At 69.1% G+C, this 15,878-nt stretch carries 12 protein-coding genes, 1 pseudogene and 1 riboswitch; of the genes and pseudogenes, 9 read left to right on the top strand and 4 right to left on the bottom strand.

What is annotated here, in order from left to right:
• Positions 1-80: 80 nt before the first annotated feature.
• Positions 81-920: a bifunctional 5,10-methylenetetrahydrofolate dehydrogenase/5,10-methenyltetrahydrofolate cyclohydrolase gene (locus tag ACSNOA_RS13640; RefSeq protein WP_436658444.1), complete on the bottom strand. Its 840-nt coding sequence runs from the start codon at positions 918-920 to the stop codon at positions 81-83.
• 22 nt (positions 921-942) lie between these two features.
• A riboswitch (ZMP/ZTP riboswitch) is annotated at positions 943-1,022 on the bottom strand.
• Positions 1,023-1,185: 163 nt separating this feature from the next.
• On the opposite strand from ACSNOA_RS13640, the gene ACSNOA_RS13635 reads away from it, so the two are divergent.
• The 6 genes from ACSNOA_RS13635 to ACSNOA_RS13610 all read left to right on the top strand — a co-directional run bounded on the left by ACSNOA_RS13635 (position 1,186) and on the right by ACSNOA_RS13610 (position 9,084).
• Entirely contained in the window at positions 1,186-2,481 is a 1,296-nt protein-coding gene (locus ACSNOA_RS13635; RefSeq protein WP_436658443.1) for a glycosyltransferase, read from the top strand.
• Positions 2,482-2,582: 101 nt separating this feature from the next.
• Positions 2,583-3,377 (top strand): alpha/beta fold hydrolase, encoded by a 795-nt coding sequence (locus ACSNOA_RS13630; protein ID WP_436658442.1) that lies wholly within the window; start codon positions 2,583-2,585, stop codon positions 3,375-3,377.
• A gap of 8 nt (positions 3,378-3,385) precedes the next feature.
• A complete protein-coding gene (locus ACSNOA_RS13625) occupies positions 3,386-5,839 on the top strand; it encodes a SpoIIE family protein phosphatase (RefSeq protein ID WP_436658441.1) in 2,454 nt (817 codons plus the stop codon).
• Entirely contained in the window at positions 5,836-6,183 is a 348-nt protein-coding gene (locus ACSNOA_RS13620; protein ID WP_436658440.1) for an STAS domain-containing protein, read from the top strand. Before ACSNOA_RS13625 ends, ACSNOA_RS13620 begins: the two co-directional genes overlap by 4 nt.
• An 87-nt stretch (positions 6,184-6,270) precedes the next feature.
• A complete protein-coding gene (locus ACSNOA_RS13615) occupies positions 6,271-7,104 on the top strand; it encodes an aminopeptidase (protein ID WP_436658439.1) in 834 nt (277 codons plus the stop codon).
• Positions 7,105-7,236: 132 nt separating this feature from the next.
• A complete protein-coding gene (locus tag ACSNOA_RS13610; RefSeq protein WP_436658438.1) occupies positions 7,237-9,084 on the top strand; it encodes a glycoside hydrolase family 15 protein in 1,848 nt (615 codons plus the stop codon).
• Between the two features lie 140 nt (positions 9,085-9,224).
• On the opposite strand, the gene ACSNOA_RS13605 is transcribed toward ACSNOA_RS13610, so the two are convergent.
• Positions 9,225-9,605, bottom strand: a complete 381-nt coding sequence (locus ACSNOA_RS13605; RefSeq protein ID WP_436658437.1) for a hypothetical protein — start codon at positions 9,603-9,605, stop codon at positions 9,225-9,227.
• Between the two features lie 11 nt (positions 9,606-9,616).
• Between ACSNOA_RS13605 and ACSNOA_RS13600 the strand changes: the two genes are divergently transcribed.
• The 3 genes and pseudogenes from ACSNOA_RS13600 to ACSNOA_RS13590 all read left to right on the top strand — a co-directional run.
• Complete coding sequence (locus ACSNOA_RS13600) at positions 9,617-10,033, top strand: hypothetical protein (protein ID WP_436658436.1); 417 nt, start codon at positions 9,617-9,619, stop codon at positions 10,031-10,033.
• A 246-nt stretch (positions 10,034-10,279) separates the two neighbouring features.
• Positions 10,280-12,781, top strand: a complete 2,502-nt coding sequence (locus ACSNOA_RS13595) for a S8 family serine peptidase (RefSeq protein ID WP_436658435.1) — start codon at positions 10,280-10,282, stop codon at positions 12,779-12,781.
• 4 nt (positions 12,782-12,785) lie between these two features.
• Positions 12,786-13,309: pseudogene (locus ACSNOA_RS13590) on the top strand (tyrosine-type recombinase/integrase); the annotation flags it as partial.
• Between the two features lie 285 nt (positions 13,310-13,594).
• Here ACSNOA_RS13590 and ACSNOA_RS13585 read toward each other — a convergent pair.
• Complete coding sequence (locus ACSNOA_RS13585; protein ID WP_436658434.1) at positions 13,595-13,990, bottom strand: hypothetical protein; 396 nt, start codon at positions 13,988-13,990, stop codon at positions 13,595-13,597.
• Between the two features lie 1,332 nt (positions 13,991-15,322).
• Entirely contained in the window at positions 15,323-15,817 is a 495-nt protein-coding gene (locus ACSNOA_RS13580; protein ID WP_436658433.1) for a GNAT family N-acetyltransferase, read from the bottom strand.
• Between the last annotated feature and the right edge of the window lie 61 nt (positions 15,818-15,878).

The following is a 15,878-nucleotide window of genomic DNA, read 5'->3' as shown; positions in this document are numbered from 1 at the left end:
GACGCTACCCCGCATTCCGTTGCCCAGGACAACGAGTCCGCCCTCCCATGGGCCCGGCGGCCACGGGGGGCCGGGTGGGGTCAGGCGTGGGCTTCGGCGGCGTCGACGGTCTGGGACAGCAGCACGGCGATCGTCATGGGGCCCACCCCACCGGGCACCGGGGTGATGAGGCTCGCCCGCGCGGCCGCCGCCTCGAACTCGACGTCGCCCACGTTGCCCGGGTTGTAACCGGCGTCGACGACCACCGCGCCCGGCTTGATCCACTCGCCGCGGACCAGCTCGGGCCGCCCCACGGCGGCCACCACCACGTCGGCCTCGGCGACGTGCGACGCGAGGTCGATCGTGCGGGAGTGGCAGTACGTGACCGTGGCGTCCCGGGCCAGCAGCAGCATCCCGGCCGGCTTGCCGAGGATGGCGCTACGCCCCACGACGACCGCCCGCCGCCCGCGCAGCGGCACCTCGTAGGCGTCCAGCAGGCGCATGATGCCCGCCGGCGTGCACGAGACGAAGCCCGGCTCGCCGAACGCCATCGCGGCGAACGACCCACCCGTCACCCCGTCGACGTCCTTGTCGACGGCGATCGCCTCGAACGCGGCCCGCTCGTCGATCTGCGCCGGCGTCGGATGCTGCAACAGGATGCCGTCCACCTGCCGGTCGTCGGACAGGTCCCGCAACACCCGTACGAGCTGCTCGGTGGTGGTCTCCGACGGCAGGTCGACGCGGCGCGACTCGATCCCCACCGCCGCGCAGCGGTTGACCTTCATCCGCACGTACGTGTGGGAGGCGGGGTCGTCCCCCACCAGCACCGTCGCCAGGCAGGGCCGGCGCCTGTGGGCACGCGCGAACGCCGCGGCGCGGCCCGCCGTGTCATCGAGCAGCTGACGGGAGAGGGTCTGCCCGTCCATCAACGTCGCGGTCACGTCCGGCTCCTCACCTCGAGGCGAGGAGCACCCAGGCGGACGATGCTCCAGCTGTCAGCGCTCCCCGGTGGTCACCCACCCTCGCCAGTCGCGCAGCTCGCAGGCTACCAATCGGGCCCGGCGCCGGCCAGGCGGCCGTCCCCGCGCCGGCTGGCCGCCGACATGACGCACGTCACGTGAACGGGCACGCCGGAGCGTACGTGTCGACGGTGCCTGGCCGGTCCGCGCCGGGATCGACAGCTTCGAAAGCGCGAAGGAGACCCGGATGGCGAGGGTGGTTGCCGCGGCGATTCCCTTTCAGGGACACGTGAGCCCGGTCCTCACGGTGGCGGCGGACCTGGTCCGGCGTGGTCACGACGTGGTCGTCTACACCGGATCCCGGTTCGCGGGACGCGCGCGGGCGACCGGGGCGCGGTTCCGGGCACTGCCGCCGGAGATCGACCTCGACGACCGCGAGTTGGACACCCACTTCCCGCTGCGGGCCACGCTGCCACCGGGGCCGGCCCAGCTCTCGTTCGACTTCACCAACATCTTCCTCGGCCACCTGCCCGAGCAGGTGCGGGGCCTGCGGGAGCTGCTCGCCGACTTTCCCGCGGACGTGGTGATCGGTGACCTCGGCTTCCTGTCGATCCCGGTGCTCGACCTCTCCGCCGCGCCGCCGGAACGCCCGACGCTTGTGACGCTGGGCGCCATCCCCCTGTTGATCCAGGACGGCCCGACGTCCGGTGCCGGCGACCTCCCGTCGCCCGATGCGGAGACGACCGCCTCCGGCCCGGCGCTGGACGCCGAGGCGCTCACCATCTTCGCCGAGCTGCCGACCTTCGCCGAGGCGACGTTCGCGTCGTTGGGCGTCACGCTGTCCGATCCTCTCTTCGAGGCACCCGTGCGCCGCACGGACCACTATCTGCAGCTCACCGTGCCCGGCTTCGAGTACCCCCGCCGCGCCCTTCCGCCGAACCTCCGGTTCGTCGGTACGCTGCCCCCGGCCGCCGGCGGTGACCACGAGGAGCCGGAATGGTGGCCCGAACTGTCCGCCGGCCGGCCGGTCGTGGTCGTCACCCAGGGGACCGTCGCCAACGGCGACCTCGACGAACTCGTCGTCCCCACGGTGCGTGCGCTCGCCGACCTCGACGTCCTCGTGGTGGCCGCCACCGCCCGGGAGGACGGACCGGACCGGGTACGGCGGGCACTGACCGAGGTGCCGGACAACGTGCGGCTGGCCGGCTTCGTACCCTTCGACCGGCTGCTGCCGCACGCTGACGTGCTGGTGACCAACGGCGGTTACGGCGGCGTGCAGACCGCCCTGTACCACGGAGTCCCGCTGGTGGTCGCCGGCGCCAGCGAGGACAAGCCGGAGGTGGCCGCCCGCGTCGAGTGGAGCGGCACCGGCGTCGACCTGCACACCGGCACGCCCACGGTGGCCGACCTCCGCGCCGCCGTGCGGCGCGTGCTGGAGGATCCCGGCTACCGCTCCCGGGCCGAGGTCCTGGCGAAGGAGATCAGCCAGTACGACCCGTTCCAGGCGATCGCCGACATCGTGGCGGAGGCCGCGCCCAGCTGACGGCGCGACGCGCCCCCGTGGTCGAGGCGCCCGCTCCGGCCCCGACCTCTGACATCGCCCCGCGTGGCCGCGCACCCGGTACGGCGGTAGTGTCAGCGATCGTGAACGCGCTGAAGCGGAACAACGTCGTGGTGACCGGGGCCACCGGCGGCCGCACCCTGGTCTTCGCCCACGGCTTCGGCTGCGACCAGAACATGTGGCGGTTCGTCGCCCCGGAGTTCGCCGCCGAGCACCGGGTGGTGCTCTTCGACCACGTCGGCGCCGGCGGCTCCGACCTGTCGGCCTACCGGCCGCAGCGGTACGCGTCCCTGCACGGCTACGCCGAGGACGTCCTGGAGATCCTGGCGGAGCTGGACGCGTCCGACGTCGTCTTCGTCGGCCACTCGGTCAGCGCGATGATCGGCGTGCTCGCCGCGGTCGCTGAGCCCGACCGCTTCTCCGGCCTGGTGCTGGTGGGCCCGTCCCCCCGCTACGTCGACGACGAGGGCTACCGCGGCGGTTTCAGCCGAGCCGACATCGACGAGCTGCTCGAATCGCTGGACAGCAACTACCTCGGCTGGTCGGCCGCGATGGCGCCGGTCATCATGGGCAACCCGGAGCGCCCGGAGCTCGGGACCGAGCTGACCAACAGCTTCTGCCGGACCGATCCGGCGATCGCCCGGCACTTCGCCCGGGTCACCTTCCTGTCCGACAACCGTTCGGACCTGCCCAAGGTCCCGGTGCCGAGCCTGGTCCTCCAGTGCAGCGACGACGTCATCGCGCCGTACGAGGTCGGCGAGTACGTCCACCGTCAGCTTCCGAACAGCACGTTCGTGCTGCTGAACGCCACCGGGCACTGCCCCAACCTGAGCGCCCCGGAGGAGACCGTCCGGGCTGTTCGGGAATTCCTGAAATAACGTCGAAGGTGGATCAACCGGCCGAGCCCCTGGGTCCGCTGCTGGCCGAGAGCGCCGAGGACCTCTACGAGAACGCGCCCTGCGGCTACCTCTCCGTGCTGCCCGACGGGGTCGTGGCACGGGTGAACCAGACCTTCCTCGACTGGACCGGCCGGCGCCGTGAGGATCTCCTCGGCCGCCGCGTACAGGAGCTCTACGGGGTCGGTAGCCGGATCTTCCACGAGACCCACCTGCGGCCGCTGCTGCACATGCAGGGCGAGGTGCGCGAGGTGGCCATGGAGTTCCGCCGGGCCGACGGCACCCGGTTCGACGCGCTGGTCAACGCCGTCCTGCGACGCAACCCGGAGACCGGCTCGACGGTGCTGCGGATGACCGTCTTCGACGCCACCGACCGGCGTGCCTACGAGCGGGAGCTGCTCGCCGAACGCCGACGCGCGGAGCGCACCACGGCGCGGATCCGGGTGCTGCAGGAGATGGTCGCCCAATGCGCCACCATCGAACGGGCCGCCGAACTCGTCGCCCCCATCGTCGCCGCGGGCACGGCGGCGTTCGAGGCCGTCACGACGACCATCTGGCTGCTGGACGCGGAGAGATCCGCGCTGACCGGCGCCGGAACGGGTCCCGACGACGCGTCCATCGCCCTCGACGGTCCCGCGCCCGAGGCCCGGGCGGCCCGCAGCGGCGACCTGGTCGGGCCCGCTCCCGGAGAGACCGCGGATCGGGTGTCCGCCCCCCTGGTCGCCGACGACCAGGTGCTCGGTGTGGTGTCGTTCGGCTTCGCGGCGGCCCGCCGGTTCGACGCCGACGAGATCGAGTTGATGCGCACCCTCGGCCGGCAGGCCGGGCAGGCGCTGGAACGGGCGCGGCTGTACGAGGAGACGACCCGGCGGGCCTGGCAGTCGGCGTTCCTCGCCCGCCTCGGCCGGGACCTGGACGAGCCGGTGGGTGCCGCGGACCGCGCCCGCCGCCTGGTGACGCTCCTGGTGCCCGAGCTGGCCGAGTACGCCCAGGTCGACCTCGCCCATGACGAGGGATCCGGATGGCGGGCGGGCGCCGCTCCGTACGCCGCCGCGGCCGACCCGGTCAGCGCGGCCGGGCCGGGCGGCCCCTGGCCGCTGACCGGCCCGGTCCGGGACACCCTCGAAGCGGTACGCCGCTCGGGTGAGGCCCGCCCGGTGCCGCTTGCGGCGCCGGACGGACGGGGGGCGGTCGGCCTGCCCCTGCGCGCCCGCGGCGCGGTGATCGGCACCCTGCTGCTCGCCGGCGACCCGGCGACGCCGGGCCGGACCGATCCGGACTTCCTGCTCGACCTCGCCGACCGGGCCGGCCTCGCACTGGACAACGCCCGTCTCGCCGAGCAGGACCGGGAGGTGGCGCGGACGTTGCAGCGCAGCCTCCTGGCCGGCGAGCGGCCGACCGACACCCGCTTCCACGTCGCCACCGTCTACCGTCCCGCGGTGGAGACCCTGGAGGTCGGCGGCGACTGGTACGACACCTTCCTCACCGCGAGCGGGAGCGTCGGGGTCGTCGTCGGCGACGTGGTGGGACGCGGCGTACGGGCGGCCAGCGCGATGGGCCAGCTCCGCAGCGCCGTACGTGCACTGGCCAAGGCGCAGTGCAGCCCGGCCACGGTGCTGCAGCACATGGACGACTTCGTCGCCACGCTGGAGGCCGGCCAGATGACCACCCTCGCCTACGCCGAGCTCGCGCTGGACACCGGCCGGCTGCGCTACGCCTGTGCCGGACACCCGCCGCCGCTGCTGCTGTCGCCGGACACCTCGCCGAGCTACCTGTGGGAGGGCCGTTCCGGCCCGCTCGGCACGCGCGCGGCCAGCCGGGGGCGGCGCGAGGCCGAGCTGACCGTGCCGCGTGGCTCCCGCCTGCTGCTCTACACCGACGGTCTCGTGGAGCGGCGCGGTGAGCGGATCGACCAGGGCCTGAACCGGCTGGCGGAGGCGTTGAGCGGCCGCTGGGCGACTCCGCTGGCGTCGCTGGCCGAGCAGGTCAGCGACGCCATGTTGACCGGTGAGGGCGGCCACGACGACATGTGCCTGCTGGCCCTGGCCTTCGACGGCGCACCCCGGTTCCACTCCGACGTGCCCGCCGAGGTCGCCTCGCTCCGGCCACTGCGTGCCGAGCTGGACGGCTGGCTCGCGAGCTGTGCGGTGCCCGAGGCCGAGCGGTACGGCGTCGTGCTGGCCTGTTCCGAGGCGGTGGCCAACGCGATCGAGCATGCCTACCGCGGTGACCCGGCCCGGCGCGTCCACGTCAGCGCGACGATCGACGGCAGGGCCGTGGAGCTGCGGGTCAGCGACTCGGGCCAGTGGCGGACACCACGAGTCAGCGCTGACCGGGGACGAGGGATGGCCCTGATGGGACGGCTGATGGACGACCTCGTCGTCGATCGCGGCGAGGGGACCACGGTGTTGATGCGACGCCAGTTCGGAAGGACGGCGCGATGACCGCCGGGGACCGGGTCACGGTGAGCGTGGAGCGCGGCTGCGAGGTCGTGCGGCTCCACGGCGACGTCGATCACGTCAACGCCGATCAGATGGAGCGGGAGGTTCTCTCCACCACCCGCGCCGCCGCGGGAGTGGTGGTCGACCTGACCCCGGTGACCTTCCTCGACAGCGCCGGGTTGCGCTGCCTGGACCGGGTGGTGGCCGCCTTCGTCAAACGGCAGGCGCAGGTGATGGTGGTCGCCCCGGACGACGGCGTGGTCCGTTTCACCCTGGACCTGATCGGTTTCCTGCCCGAACTGCTCGCCTCGACGGTGGATGAGGCGCTGGCCGAGCTGGACTGCTGAGCACACCGGCGGCTCCGGCGCCGGTCCCGGCCTGCTGCACATTCTGCAGGCACCCGCGCTTCCGGCTCATGTGTCACGATCTTGGCCATGCGTCTGCCATTCGGCCTGCTCGTCGCGTCCGTCGTGGCGGGTCTGCTCTCGGTCGGGGCGGCGCTGCTCGCCATGCGAGCCGCATCGTTGAAGTTCGGGCTCGTCATGCTGCTCGCACTGCTTGGTTACGTCCTGCTGGATCGGGGTGTCCGCCGCGTGAGGTGGGCCGTCGCCGCCGGTATCGGGCTACTCGCCCTGGTGGCGGCGGTGAGACTGCTCTGGCACCAGGAGCAGGTCGACGAAGTGGGCTGGCTGTCGTACGGAGGGGTAGCAGAGACCGCCGTGCTGGCGCGTGTGCGGGAGATGGTCGACCGGGAGAGGACCGCCGCGCTGGGTCTGGCGCTCGGCGTTCTCTGTCTCGCGGTCGGCGCGTTGGCGCTACCGTCGCGCGGCAGGCGGCGGGGCGTGGCGACCACAGTCCTCGCGCTGCTGCTACTCGCCTGGTTCGGGTCGAGGACCGTGCGGGAGTTCGGCCGTTATCCGCTGCTCGACCTGCTCGCGACGGTGTGGCCGGCGCTGCTCGCCGCCCTCGTGGCCATGGGGTCACTCGCGCTGTCGGGGTGGCGGGCCGACCGGCGTTGGCTGCTCCCGGTGGGGTTGTTCCTGCTGTCACTCGGAGCGGCTCGCGCTTACTTCGATCTCGTTGCGCAGTGGTCAGGTTGGTGGCACATGGCCAAGCCTCCCGGCGACGCCTTCCTGGAGCCAGGAGTGAGCGTGAGCATGCCGACGGACGGCTCCCTTCAGGTGTCGTGGGCCATGGAGTCGGCAATCGCGCTCGCCGGTGCGGGACTGGTCGCCGTCGGCGCGTTGCGCGGTTCCCGGGGTCGATGATCAGTTGAACCGTTCTGGGCCAGTCGAGGCACGCCGGGGCGCGCGAGCGAGTGGCCGGCCGCGAATCAGTCTAAACTCGGCATTTCGTCCCTTAGGTTACTGCGCAGGAGGCTGTCGAGACCGGGAGGCGACGTGGAGAGCTATCCGGCGATCGAGGATCACGGGCTCATCGGTGACCTGCAGACCGCCGCGCTCGTGACGTGCGACGGAACGATCGACTGGTTCTGCGCGCCGCGCTTCGACTCGCCGAGCATCTTCGCCGCCCTGCTGGACCGCGAGCGCGGCGGCTACTTCCGCATCGCCCCGCACGAGGTCCGGTACGTCACCAAGCAGCTCTACCTGCCGGGCACACCGATCCTCATCACCCGGTTCATCAGCGCGGACGGCGTGGCCGAGGTGATGGACTTCATGCCCGTCACCGGCGATCTCGTCACCGACTCGCACCGCCTGGTCCGCATTATCAACATGGTGCGGGGCAGCATGCGGTTCCGGGTGGAGTGCCGACCCCGGTTCGACTACGCCCGCGAGAGCCACGAGCTGGAGCGACACCACAACGGTTACCTGTTCCGCAGCCCGTCGGCGACGCTCACCTTCAACCCGGTCGACCCCGTACGGCAGCTGTGGGCCCATACCGGGGACGTCCGCCTGGAGGACGGCGACCTCATCGCGTACGGCACGCTCAACCAGGGCGACACCGGCGGCGTGGTCCTGGAGACTGCCGGCACGGAGCCACGGATCATCCCGCCGGCAGAGGTCGAGGGGATGTTCGAGTGGACCCGGGACTACTGGCGACGCTGGGTCGAGCGCTCCCGCTACACCGGGCGGTGGCGGGAGATGGTCGAACGCTCGGCCATCACACTGAAGCTCATGACGTACGCGCCGACCGGCGCGATGATCGCCGCCCCGACGGCCGCGCTGCCCGAGCTGGTCGGCGGCACCCGCAACTGGGACTACCGCTACACCTGGGTACGCGACACGTCGTTCTCGGTGCACGCGCTGCTCGGCCTCGGCTTCACCGAGGAGGTCAGCCGGTACATGAACTGGCTGGACGAGCGGATCCGCGAGGCCGGCGACCACCAGGACCCGCTGAAGATCATGTATCGGGTGGACGGCTCGTCCGACCTGCACGAGGAGATTCTCGACCACCTGGAGGGCTACCGCGGCTCCCGACCGGTGCGGATCGGCAACGGCGCCGCCGACCAGCTCCAACTCGACATCCACGGCGAGGCCCTCGACGCCATGCATCTCGCCGACGAGCAGGGCATCCGCGTCTCGCACCAGGTGTGGAAGAGCACCGTCCGGCTCGTCGACTGGCTCTGCCACCACTGGGACCAGGCCGACGCCGGCATCTGGGAGAGCCGCCACCACCCCCGCAACTACACGTTCGGCCGGGTGATGTCCTGGGTCGCGCTGGACCGCGCCATCCGCCTGGCCAGCCGCACCGGCCGCCCTGGCGACACCGTTCAATGGGCGGAGCAACGCAACCGGATCTACAACCAGGTCATGGCCCGCGGGTACAACCGGGAACGCGGCACCTTCGTGCAGGCGTACGACGAGAACATGCTGGACGCGGCGCTGCTCTCCATGCCGGCGGTCGGCTTCGTAACGCCGAGCGACCCCCTCTGGCAGTCCACGTTGAACGCGATCGAGAGCGAGTTGGTCTCCGACAGCCTGGTCCACCGGTACGACCCGGTCCACTCCCCCGACGGCCTTCCCGGGCACGAGGGCACCTTCAACATGTGCACGTTCTGGTACGTCGAGGCGTTGGCCCGCTCCGGTCGCCTGGACGACGCCCGGCTCACCCTCGAGAAGATGTTCACGTTCAGCAACCATCTCGGCCTGTACGCCGAGGAGATCGCCGCGACCGGTGAGCAGATCGGCAACTACCCGCAGGCGTTCAGCCACCTGTCTCTGATCAACTCGGCGCTGGCGCTGAACAACCTGCTCGACGTCGAGGCCGCCGCCCGGCGCCGCCGGTAGAGGGCCTCGGCCCGGCACGCGCTCGTTCGTCATTTCCGCTGCCGGCACGACCCTCGACCGGCACCACGTGCTTCGGGCCTTCTGCCTGGTGGTCGCCGAAGCCGGCGCTGATCAGCGACTGAGGTGTCGCCGATGGGTGATCACCCGGAAATCTTGACCCAGCGGGCGGCTGCCTCGAAGGTGTCCGCCGGGGAGGCGTTGAAGGCGATCGCTGCGCCGGGAGCATGCCGACGTACCAGGTTGACCACGCGTTCGAACAGTTCGATCTGATTGCGCACACCGCCACCGACGACGACGCATTCCCAAGGACGTGCGCACAGGGCCGCAGTGACGACAGCCTCTACGTCGTCGCTCCCGTCGAGACCGAACAAACAGAACTCGGCCCCGACGCCGTGTTCGACGAAGCGGGTTCGTCCGACTTCGATGCCGTCTGCTACCGGCTTGGGATCCCACGGCCCGGGCACTCGATACGGATCCAGTCCGATCACGAGCACGCGGGGTGTCAGGGCCCGTGCGTCCACCGCTGAAGACTATGTCACGGGAGGCCGCCGGGACACTCCTGCTGCTGGCCAGCAGCGGCTGGCTGATCGCCCGTGGTGACATCGGCATCGGCGGTCTCGCCATGGCGTACGGGTACATGGCGCGCCCAGCCAAGGTGCCGTGCGACTGGATGAGCCGGCAACGCGAGGCGGGCGAGGCGACGGAGCGGGTCCGGCGGATCGGCACCCTGCTCGATGAGCCGGAAGAGGTTGCCGCCTCCCAGCGGCCGGGCACATCGACCGTCCAGCTCCCTGACCTCGTGATCGCCTGCACCCGGCGATCGATGTTCGTGATCGTCCGACCGCTGTACACATGGAACCCAGGCTCGACACCGACCCGGTTTCGGCCGGGACCGTCGCTCATCCGGCCCCGCGAGCAGCCCCTGGCCTGGCCCATAACAGTTAGGTAAATCGATGTATACCGTCGCTCAAACCGCTTCTGGCGGATGGCTGTTGCCCTCTTGACGAGGCACTTCCGCCGCAGTCTAATTGATGATCATGTAGGGGGGGCCACGCGTGGGAGAGTTGCAGTTCGCCGTTCCGACGTGGCAGTTTTCCCTATTTTGTCTCGATCAGCGCGTGTAGATCGTGGGGCTGGAACGCGACGGGCCGCCCCGGTCCGTGAGAGATATCGGCCCATCGGGAAGGAGCTGAAGATGAGCATGAGGTCCACGAGTCGGCGGCAGTTCCTGCGGCGGCTGGGAGGCACCCTTGCCGCCGGAGCAGGCATCGTGTTTTTTCCGGCCGGGTTCGCCTCGGCATCGTCCAAAAACGGTTCGACGGGCGGCGGGCCGGCGTACCCGGGAGACCCTGGCTTCGTCGCCAGGAGCCCAGGGGAACTAGATGCCGCCAAAGCCAGTTGGGAAACGCCGGAATATGGTTACTACACCGGCCATAATCCTTCTACTCCCGGCACAGCGGTCAATGCTCCCTGGCAGCTCGTCGCGGTAAACGCGTCCACCGCCTACGCCCTGGGGTACTTCGGGCAGGGCGTCACGCTGGGCATGATGGATTCGGGCTACCGGGCGACCCACGAAGCATTCCAGACCGGGCTGATCGTTCCGGTGAGAGCGGAGGGCGTCTACGGCACGTCCGGCTTCGGTTATCGAAACGCAGCAATCCCGGCGAACCCGTTCACTGCGGGCGAGCCGTTCACTGTGGGCGGCGATCAGGGAAGAGCAAGTGACTACGGGCACGGGACCGGCATGCTTGGGGTTACCTCCGGCATACGCGATGGTAAAGACCAGCACGGCATCGTCTTTGGATCGAAGATGTATGTTGCCAAGACCGGCGGTTCCGATACCCAGTCCCACGGCCCCTTCCACGATTACGTCTACTGGCATACCGCCAACAAGGCTCTGGTCGACGCAGGCGCCCAGGTCATCAACAGCAGTTGGGGCTCTTATGTCCAGACTATTGACAGAACCCGCTTTGACGGCCTGGGAAACGACCTTGGAGTCAACGGCAACCTCGCCAACGCTTACCAACTGCGTGGCAAAGACAGCGCCAGCGCCACGGCAATGGCGACCATCATCCCCAACGAGTACCTGAAGGATCTGGAGTACCAGTTTTTCTTCTTCAAGAAGAGCTACTCGGAAGGCGGCATTCAATACAATCCGAACTACCCCGGACGGTCCTTCATGGACGCCATCTGGGACGTCATCAAGGAAAGCGGTACCGTCAACGTAAGGTCGGCCGGAAACAACGACTGGAGCAACCCGTACTTCCGCCCGGCGTATCCCTTCTTCAATCCCTTGGCGGAGAAGCAGTGGGTAGCCGTCGGCGGGGTGCAACCGCCCACTGCCGCCAATCCCGAATACGTAAAGCAGTCCGGGTACAACGAGGCGGGGCTCGCCAAGTGGTGGACCGTGTCCACCCCTTCGAACAACGTTCGGACCACGAACAGCGGTGGTGACACCAACTACTCGAACTCGAGCGGCACGTCACCGGCAACGCCCGTTGCGACAGCGGTGATGGGTGTTTTGCTCTCCCGCTATCCGAACATGGACGCCAAGCAGGTGCGTGAGCTGATGTTCACCACGGCGAACAACAAGATGTCCGACGGCGTGACCTTCCTCGGCACCGGGCAAACCTCCCCCTCCGGGGCATCGATCGCCTGGACCGCTCCCGACGGCCTTCCGGACGAACGCTGGGGCTGGGGAATTCCCGACCTGGCCAAGGGCATGTACGGCCCCGGCCAGCTCCTGGGCCCCATGACCTACAACATGGATAAGGCGCCCCTGGACGTCTGGTCGAACGACATCAGCCAGATCGCGGTCAAGGAAAGGGAGAGGGAAGATCTGGAGTGGCTGGCGGGCTACAAGAAGCAGGGCATCGCCTACGCCGGTGAATTCAGCCCCAACGTGCTCAACCCGGACGGCACGCTCAGCGAACAGGCCTTCATGCTCCAGGGCATTTTGGCTGATCCATACGTCCAAGCCATCACCAACGGCCACCCCGAGTTGTACGACAAGATCCCCTATGCGGACGCGGTCAAGTGGCGCAAGGAATGGATGGACGAGCGCGCGGCCTACATCCAGAACAACATCGACAACAACCTCTACACGGCTTCGCTGACCAAGCAAGGCCACGGCACGCTGATCATGACGGGCCACGACACGTACGAGGGCGGCACGACGGTTGAAGGCGGAAAGCTTTCGATCACCGGCTCGCACGCAAGCTCGATCAAGGTCAAGGGCGGCACGCTCGGCGGCAGCGGCTTCGTGGCAGGCAGCATCGACGTCGACAGCGGCGTGCTGCAGCCCGGTCTGTCGTCCGAGGAAGCAGCGTCCGCGCTGTCCATCAACCTCACCGAACTCACGCCCGGCGACGTCCTGAAGGTCGGCGGCGACGTGACCGTCAGCCGCGCGGGTCGCCTCGCCATCACCATCTCCGGCGACCACGACTACACGAGCGTGCGAGCCGCGGGTGACCTGGTGCTGCGCGGCGAACTCGCCCTGGACGTCCGCGCCCGCCTCACCCCGGGCACGGTACTGAAGATCATGAGCGGCGACTCGATCCGGGGCAACTTCCACTCCCTGCCGGAACGGCGGGTCCTGAACGCGGGCCGCCACCTGTTCAGGGTGTCCTACAAGGACGGCGATGTGACGCTGACCGTCGTGCGCACGCTGCCCGGGGCAGGGTCCGGCGGCGTCTAGCCGCACATGGCTCGGCCAGCCGGGCTCAGGTTCGCCTGAGGCCGGCTGGCCAGGCCCTCGCCCAGGTTCAGCCGCCGTCGACCCATCCTCGGCGGCCTCATCAACGAATACGAAAACGCCGCGAAGGCCCAGGTCAGACCAGTCGACGGGTTTTGGGACCGCACAGGCTGTGCCGGCCCGGTGCGTCACCGCGCTCACCACTCACTGCGAGCGCCAGGGCCGGCCTATCGCCGACCGTCTCGTCTTCCCCTCCGCTGCCGGCACGGCCCTCGACCGTCGCAACGTGCTGCGGGGCCTTCCGCCCGGTCGTCGCCAGAGCGGGCCATGACCCACGCGACTGGCCTCCCCGCGAGTTACGGCACAGCTTCGTGTCCCTGCTGTCGACAGCGGCATGAACATCGAGCAGATTGCCGATCTTTGCGGCCACTCCGGCACATCGTCACCGAGAGCGTCCAACGGCACGAACTGCGGCCGGTGCTCCTGTCCGGCGCGGTGGCCATGGATCGGATCCTCGGCCCTGACGGATAATCACTGAGTTAGACACCCAGCTACGACGAGAGGGCACATCCATCGATCGGATGTGCCCTCTGAGCTGCGTCGGGACGGCCGGATTTGAACCGACGACCCCTTGACCCCCAGAGATCGGCGAGTGGGTCTCGTTCGGCTCGCGCCGCTGGTCGACGGTGCGATGGCGGTCGCCGCGGTTCCGCTTGGTGCCGTAGGTTGCTGTACTTCGCTGCTGTACCGCTCGACCTCGCCGGTCGGCCGCCTCCGCAGTCTCCAAGGCTGGCACTGCTCTCCCGAGGCAGGCGGCTACTTGAACACGCCAATGATCCCGGTCACGGTACCGACGACGCCGCTGACGGTCGCCAGCTTCGCCGAAGCCCCGGTCCAGATGCCCTTGGACTTCTCGCGCCAGCCAAGAGACCACCAATCACGCCCGAACTTCTGCCACTTGTGCTGTCGAAGGTGGCAGCCCAGGACCAGACCGGTCGAGTTGTTGCGGCAGAACTCGACGACACCGCCCCGCTTCCGGTTGATCGCGCCGCAGTACACCGGCGCTTGGAAGAGTACGAACAGGATGAGGAGGCCGACGAGGACCGCGTAGACGCCGGGGCCAAACGCGTTGCTACCAAGGGACAAGAGGAGCACTGCCAACACGCCGTAGCCCCAATATCGCCAGAGGTTCGGTTTGCCGCGAGACGCCATGAGCGCGAAGGGTACCGACGTGATCGCGAGACGTGAAGGTCTCTGCACGTCGGTGTCCGATGATCGACACACTTACAGCGGTATTGATCGCGGCCGGGGGCGTAGTCGATCAAACCGGACGACTACACCTCTGGCCTGCTGCTACACCTCGCATGGATGGTCAACGATGGTCGCTGCTGGTTTTCCTTCGACGGCCCGGAAACGGCATGATCTTGGACAGCAACAGAGCTGCCCTGATGGCGTGCCATCGGAGGTGCCGGCCGGTCAAGCCTTGTGGAATCCTCCGCGGGTGACGTGTGAGATATGCGGACGTGAGCTGGTCCTGAACGGCGTGACCAACCTTCATGGACATGGGCCAAGCCGGTGGTACTCGTGCTCTCACTGCCCAGCGCAGCTCTACCAGGTCGAGAAGACCGGTGAGTCCTTCTATGGGCCGCACGCCCCGATAGACCAGCAATGGGCGGCCGGTTACCCAGCCACCGCAGACTCGTCGGACCCGAGTGCCACGCTTCACGCCGTGGGCGACGGGACCCTATGCGGTCTCCCACCGCAGCAGGTGACGGTGTACCGGCATCACTTCGATCCATCGCGACCCAATGCATGTACCGCCTGCGTGGCTGCCGCCCAGGAAGTCGACGCCCGCTGGCCGGCAGAGAAGCGGTGACCCCCGGTCGTCGCCAGGTAGTCACCCCGCCGCATCTCCCCCGGCTGCGCCTCCTAGCCATCCCGTCGGCCTTCGTCCGCACACCGTGGAGCGGGTGGGGCCTGCCCGGTCAAGGTGGAGCACCCAGCGGCTGAACGACCTTGACCGGGCAGGCCCTGCCCGCTCGGCTCTGCCCGGACGGAGGTTGTCGGGATGGCGCCAACCATCCCGGAGTGCCCGAGGACCCCGCCGGAGGCACTGCCCTGTCCCGTTCAACATCGAAGCCCCGGATCTGCCTACCCATGGCGGCCCGGGGCTTCGTCGTATGTCGCGCCGCCGGCGGGCTAACACCGACGCGCTGGCGGCCGAAGGCCAGAGGCGCGGCGGCGGGCCATCGGCCTGGCCCAGGTTCGGCGGCGCGAGCGGCCCGCGACGCGGGCCGCCTTGATCTCGTACAGAAAGTTCTCACACTGCTAAACCAACCGAGTTGTCGTACTCCGCTTGATGCGTTACACGGTGACTTCAGTTGATGGGTTACACGGGCCTTGAGCATGCCGAATACGGACCGTGACGCCGACTGTCCACGACGGCTGGTGTGCCAGGCATCCGCTTCTGCCGATGGTCTCCATGTCGCCTTGCGCGGCGTCGGAGACCCATACCCTCCTGCCGTGCAGCGCTCTTTGGCGCGCTCAGTTAGAGCCAAGGATCAATTCGTAGTAGTACAGGCCGCCCTCGCTGCGAAGGCGCCTGAAGCCAGCTCGTTCGAGAGTCCTTTGCGAGGCGATGTTGCCCCGGTCGGTATCGGCGACGACGCGGTCAAGGCCGTGGTCACCTGCCACAGTAAGGAGGGCGATCACGGCCTCGGCGGCGTAGCCGTTGCCGCGGGCTGAGGGGGCGAGGCCGTAGCCGACCTCGACGCTTCCGTCCTTGGGCTGCCCTTTGAAGCCGATACCTCCGATGGCCTGTCCGTCTGCAGTTCGGGTGATGCGGTAGAAGCCGAAGGGACGCTGCTCGCCGTGCTCTGCAGTGGCACGCAGGTAGGCGGTGGCGCCGATGACGTCGCCGTCGAAGGGGAAGTCTGCCGCCCATCGGTCGTCTTCGCCGGGTCGGCGGGCGGTGATGCGTTCGCCCTCCGCGACGTCGACGGGGTGCAGGACCAGCCGCTGTGTGTGGAGATCGGTCACGCGGTCAGCTAAGCGACGCCCGCTTACCGACGCAAGCGACATTGCCGCTTGGCCACTCGCA

Source organism: Micromonospora sp. URMC 103, assembly GCF_051386435.1.
Taxonomy (GTDB): Bacteria; Actinomycetota; Actinomycetes; order Mycobacteriales; family Micromonosporaceae; genus Micromonospora.
Note: the sequence above shows the minus strand (reverse complement) of the source record. Positions and strands in the feature narration are given on the sequence as shown.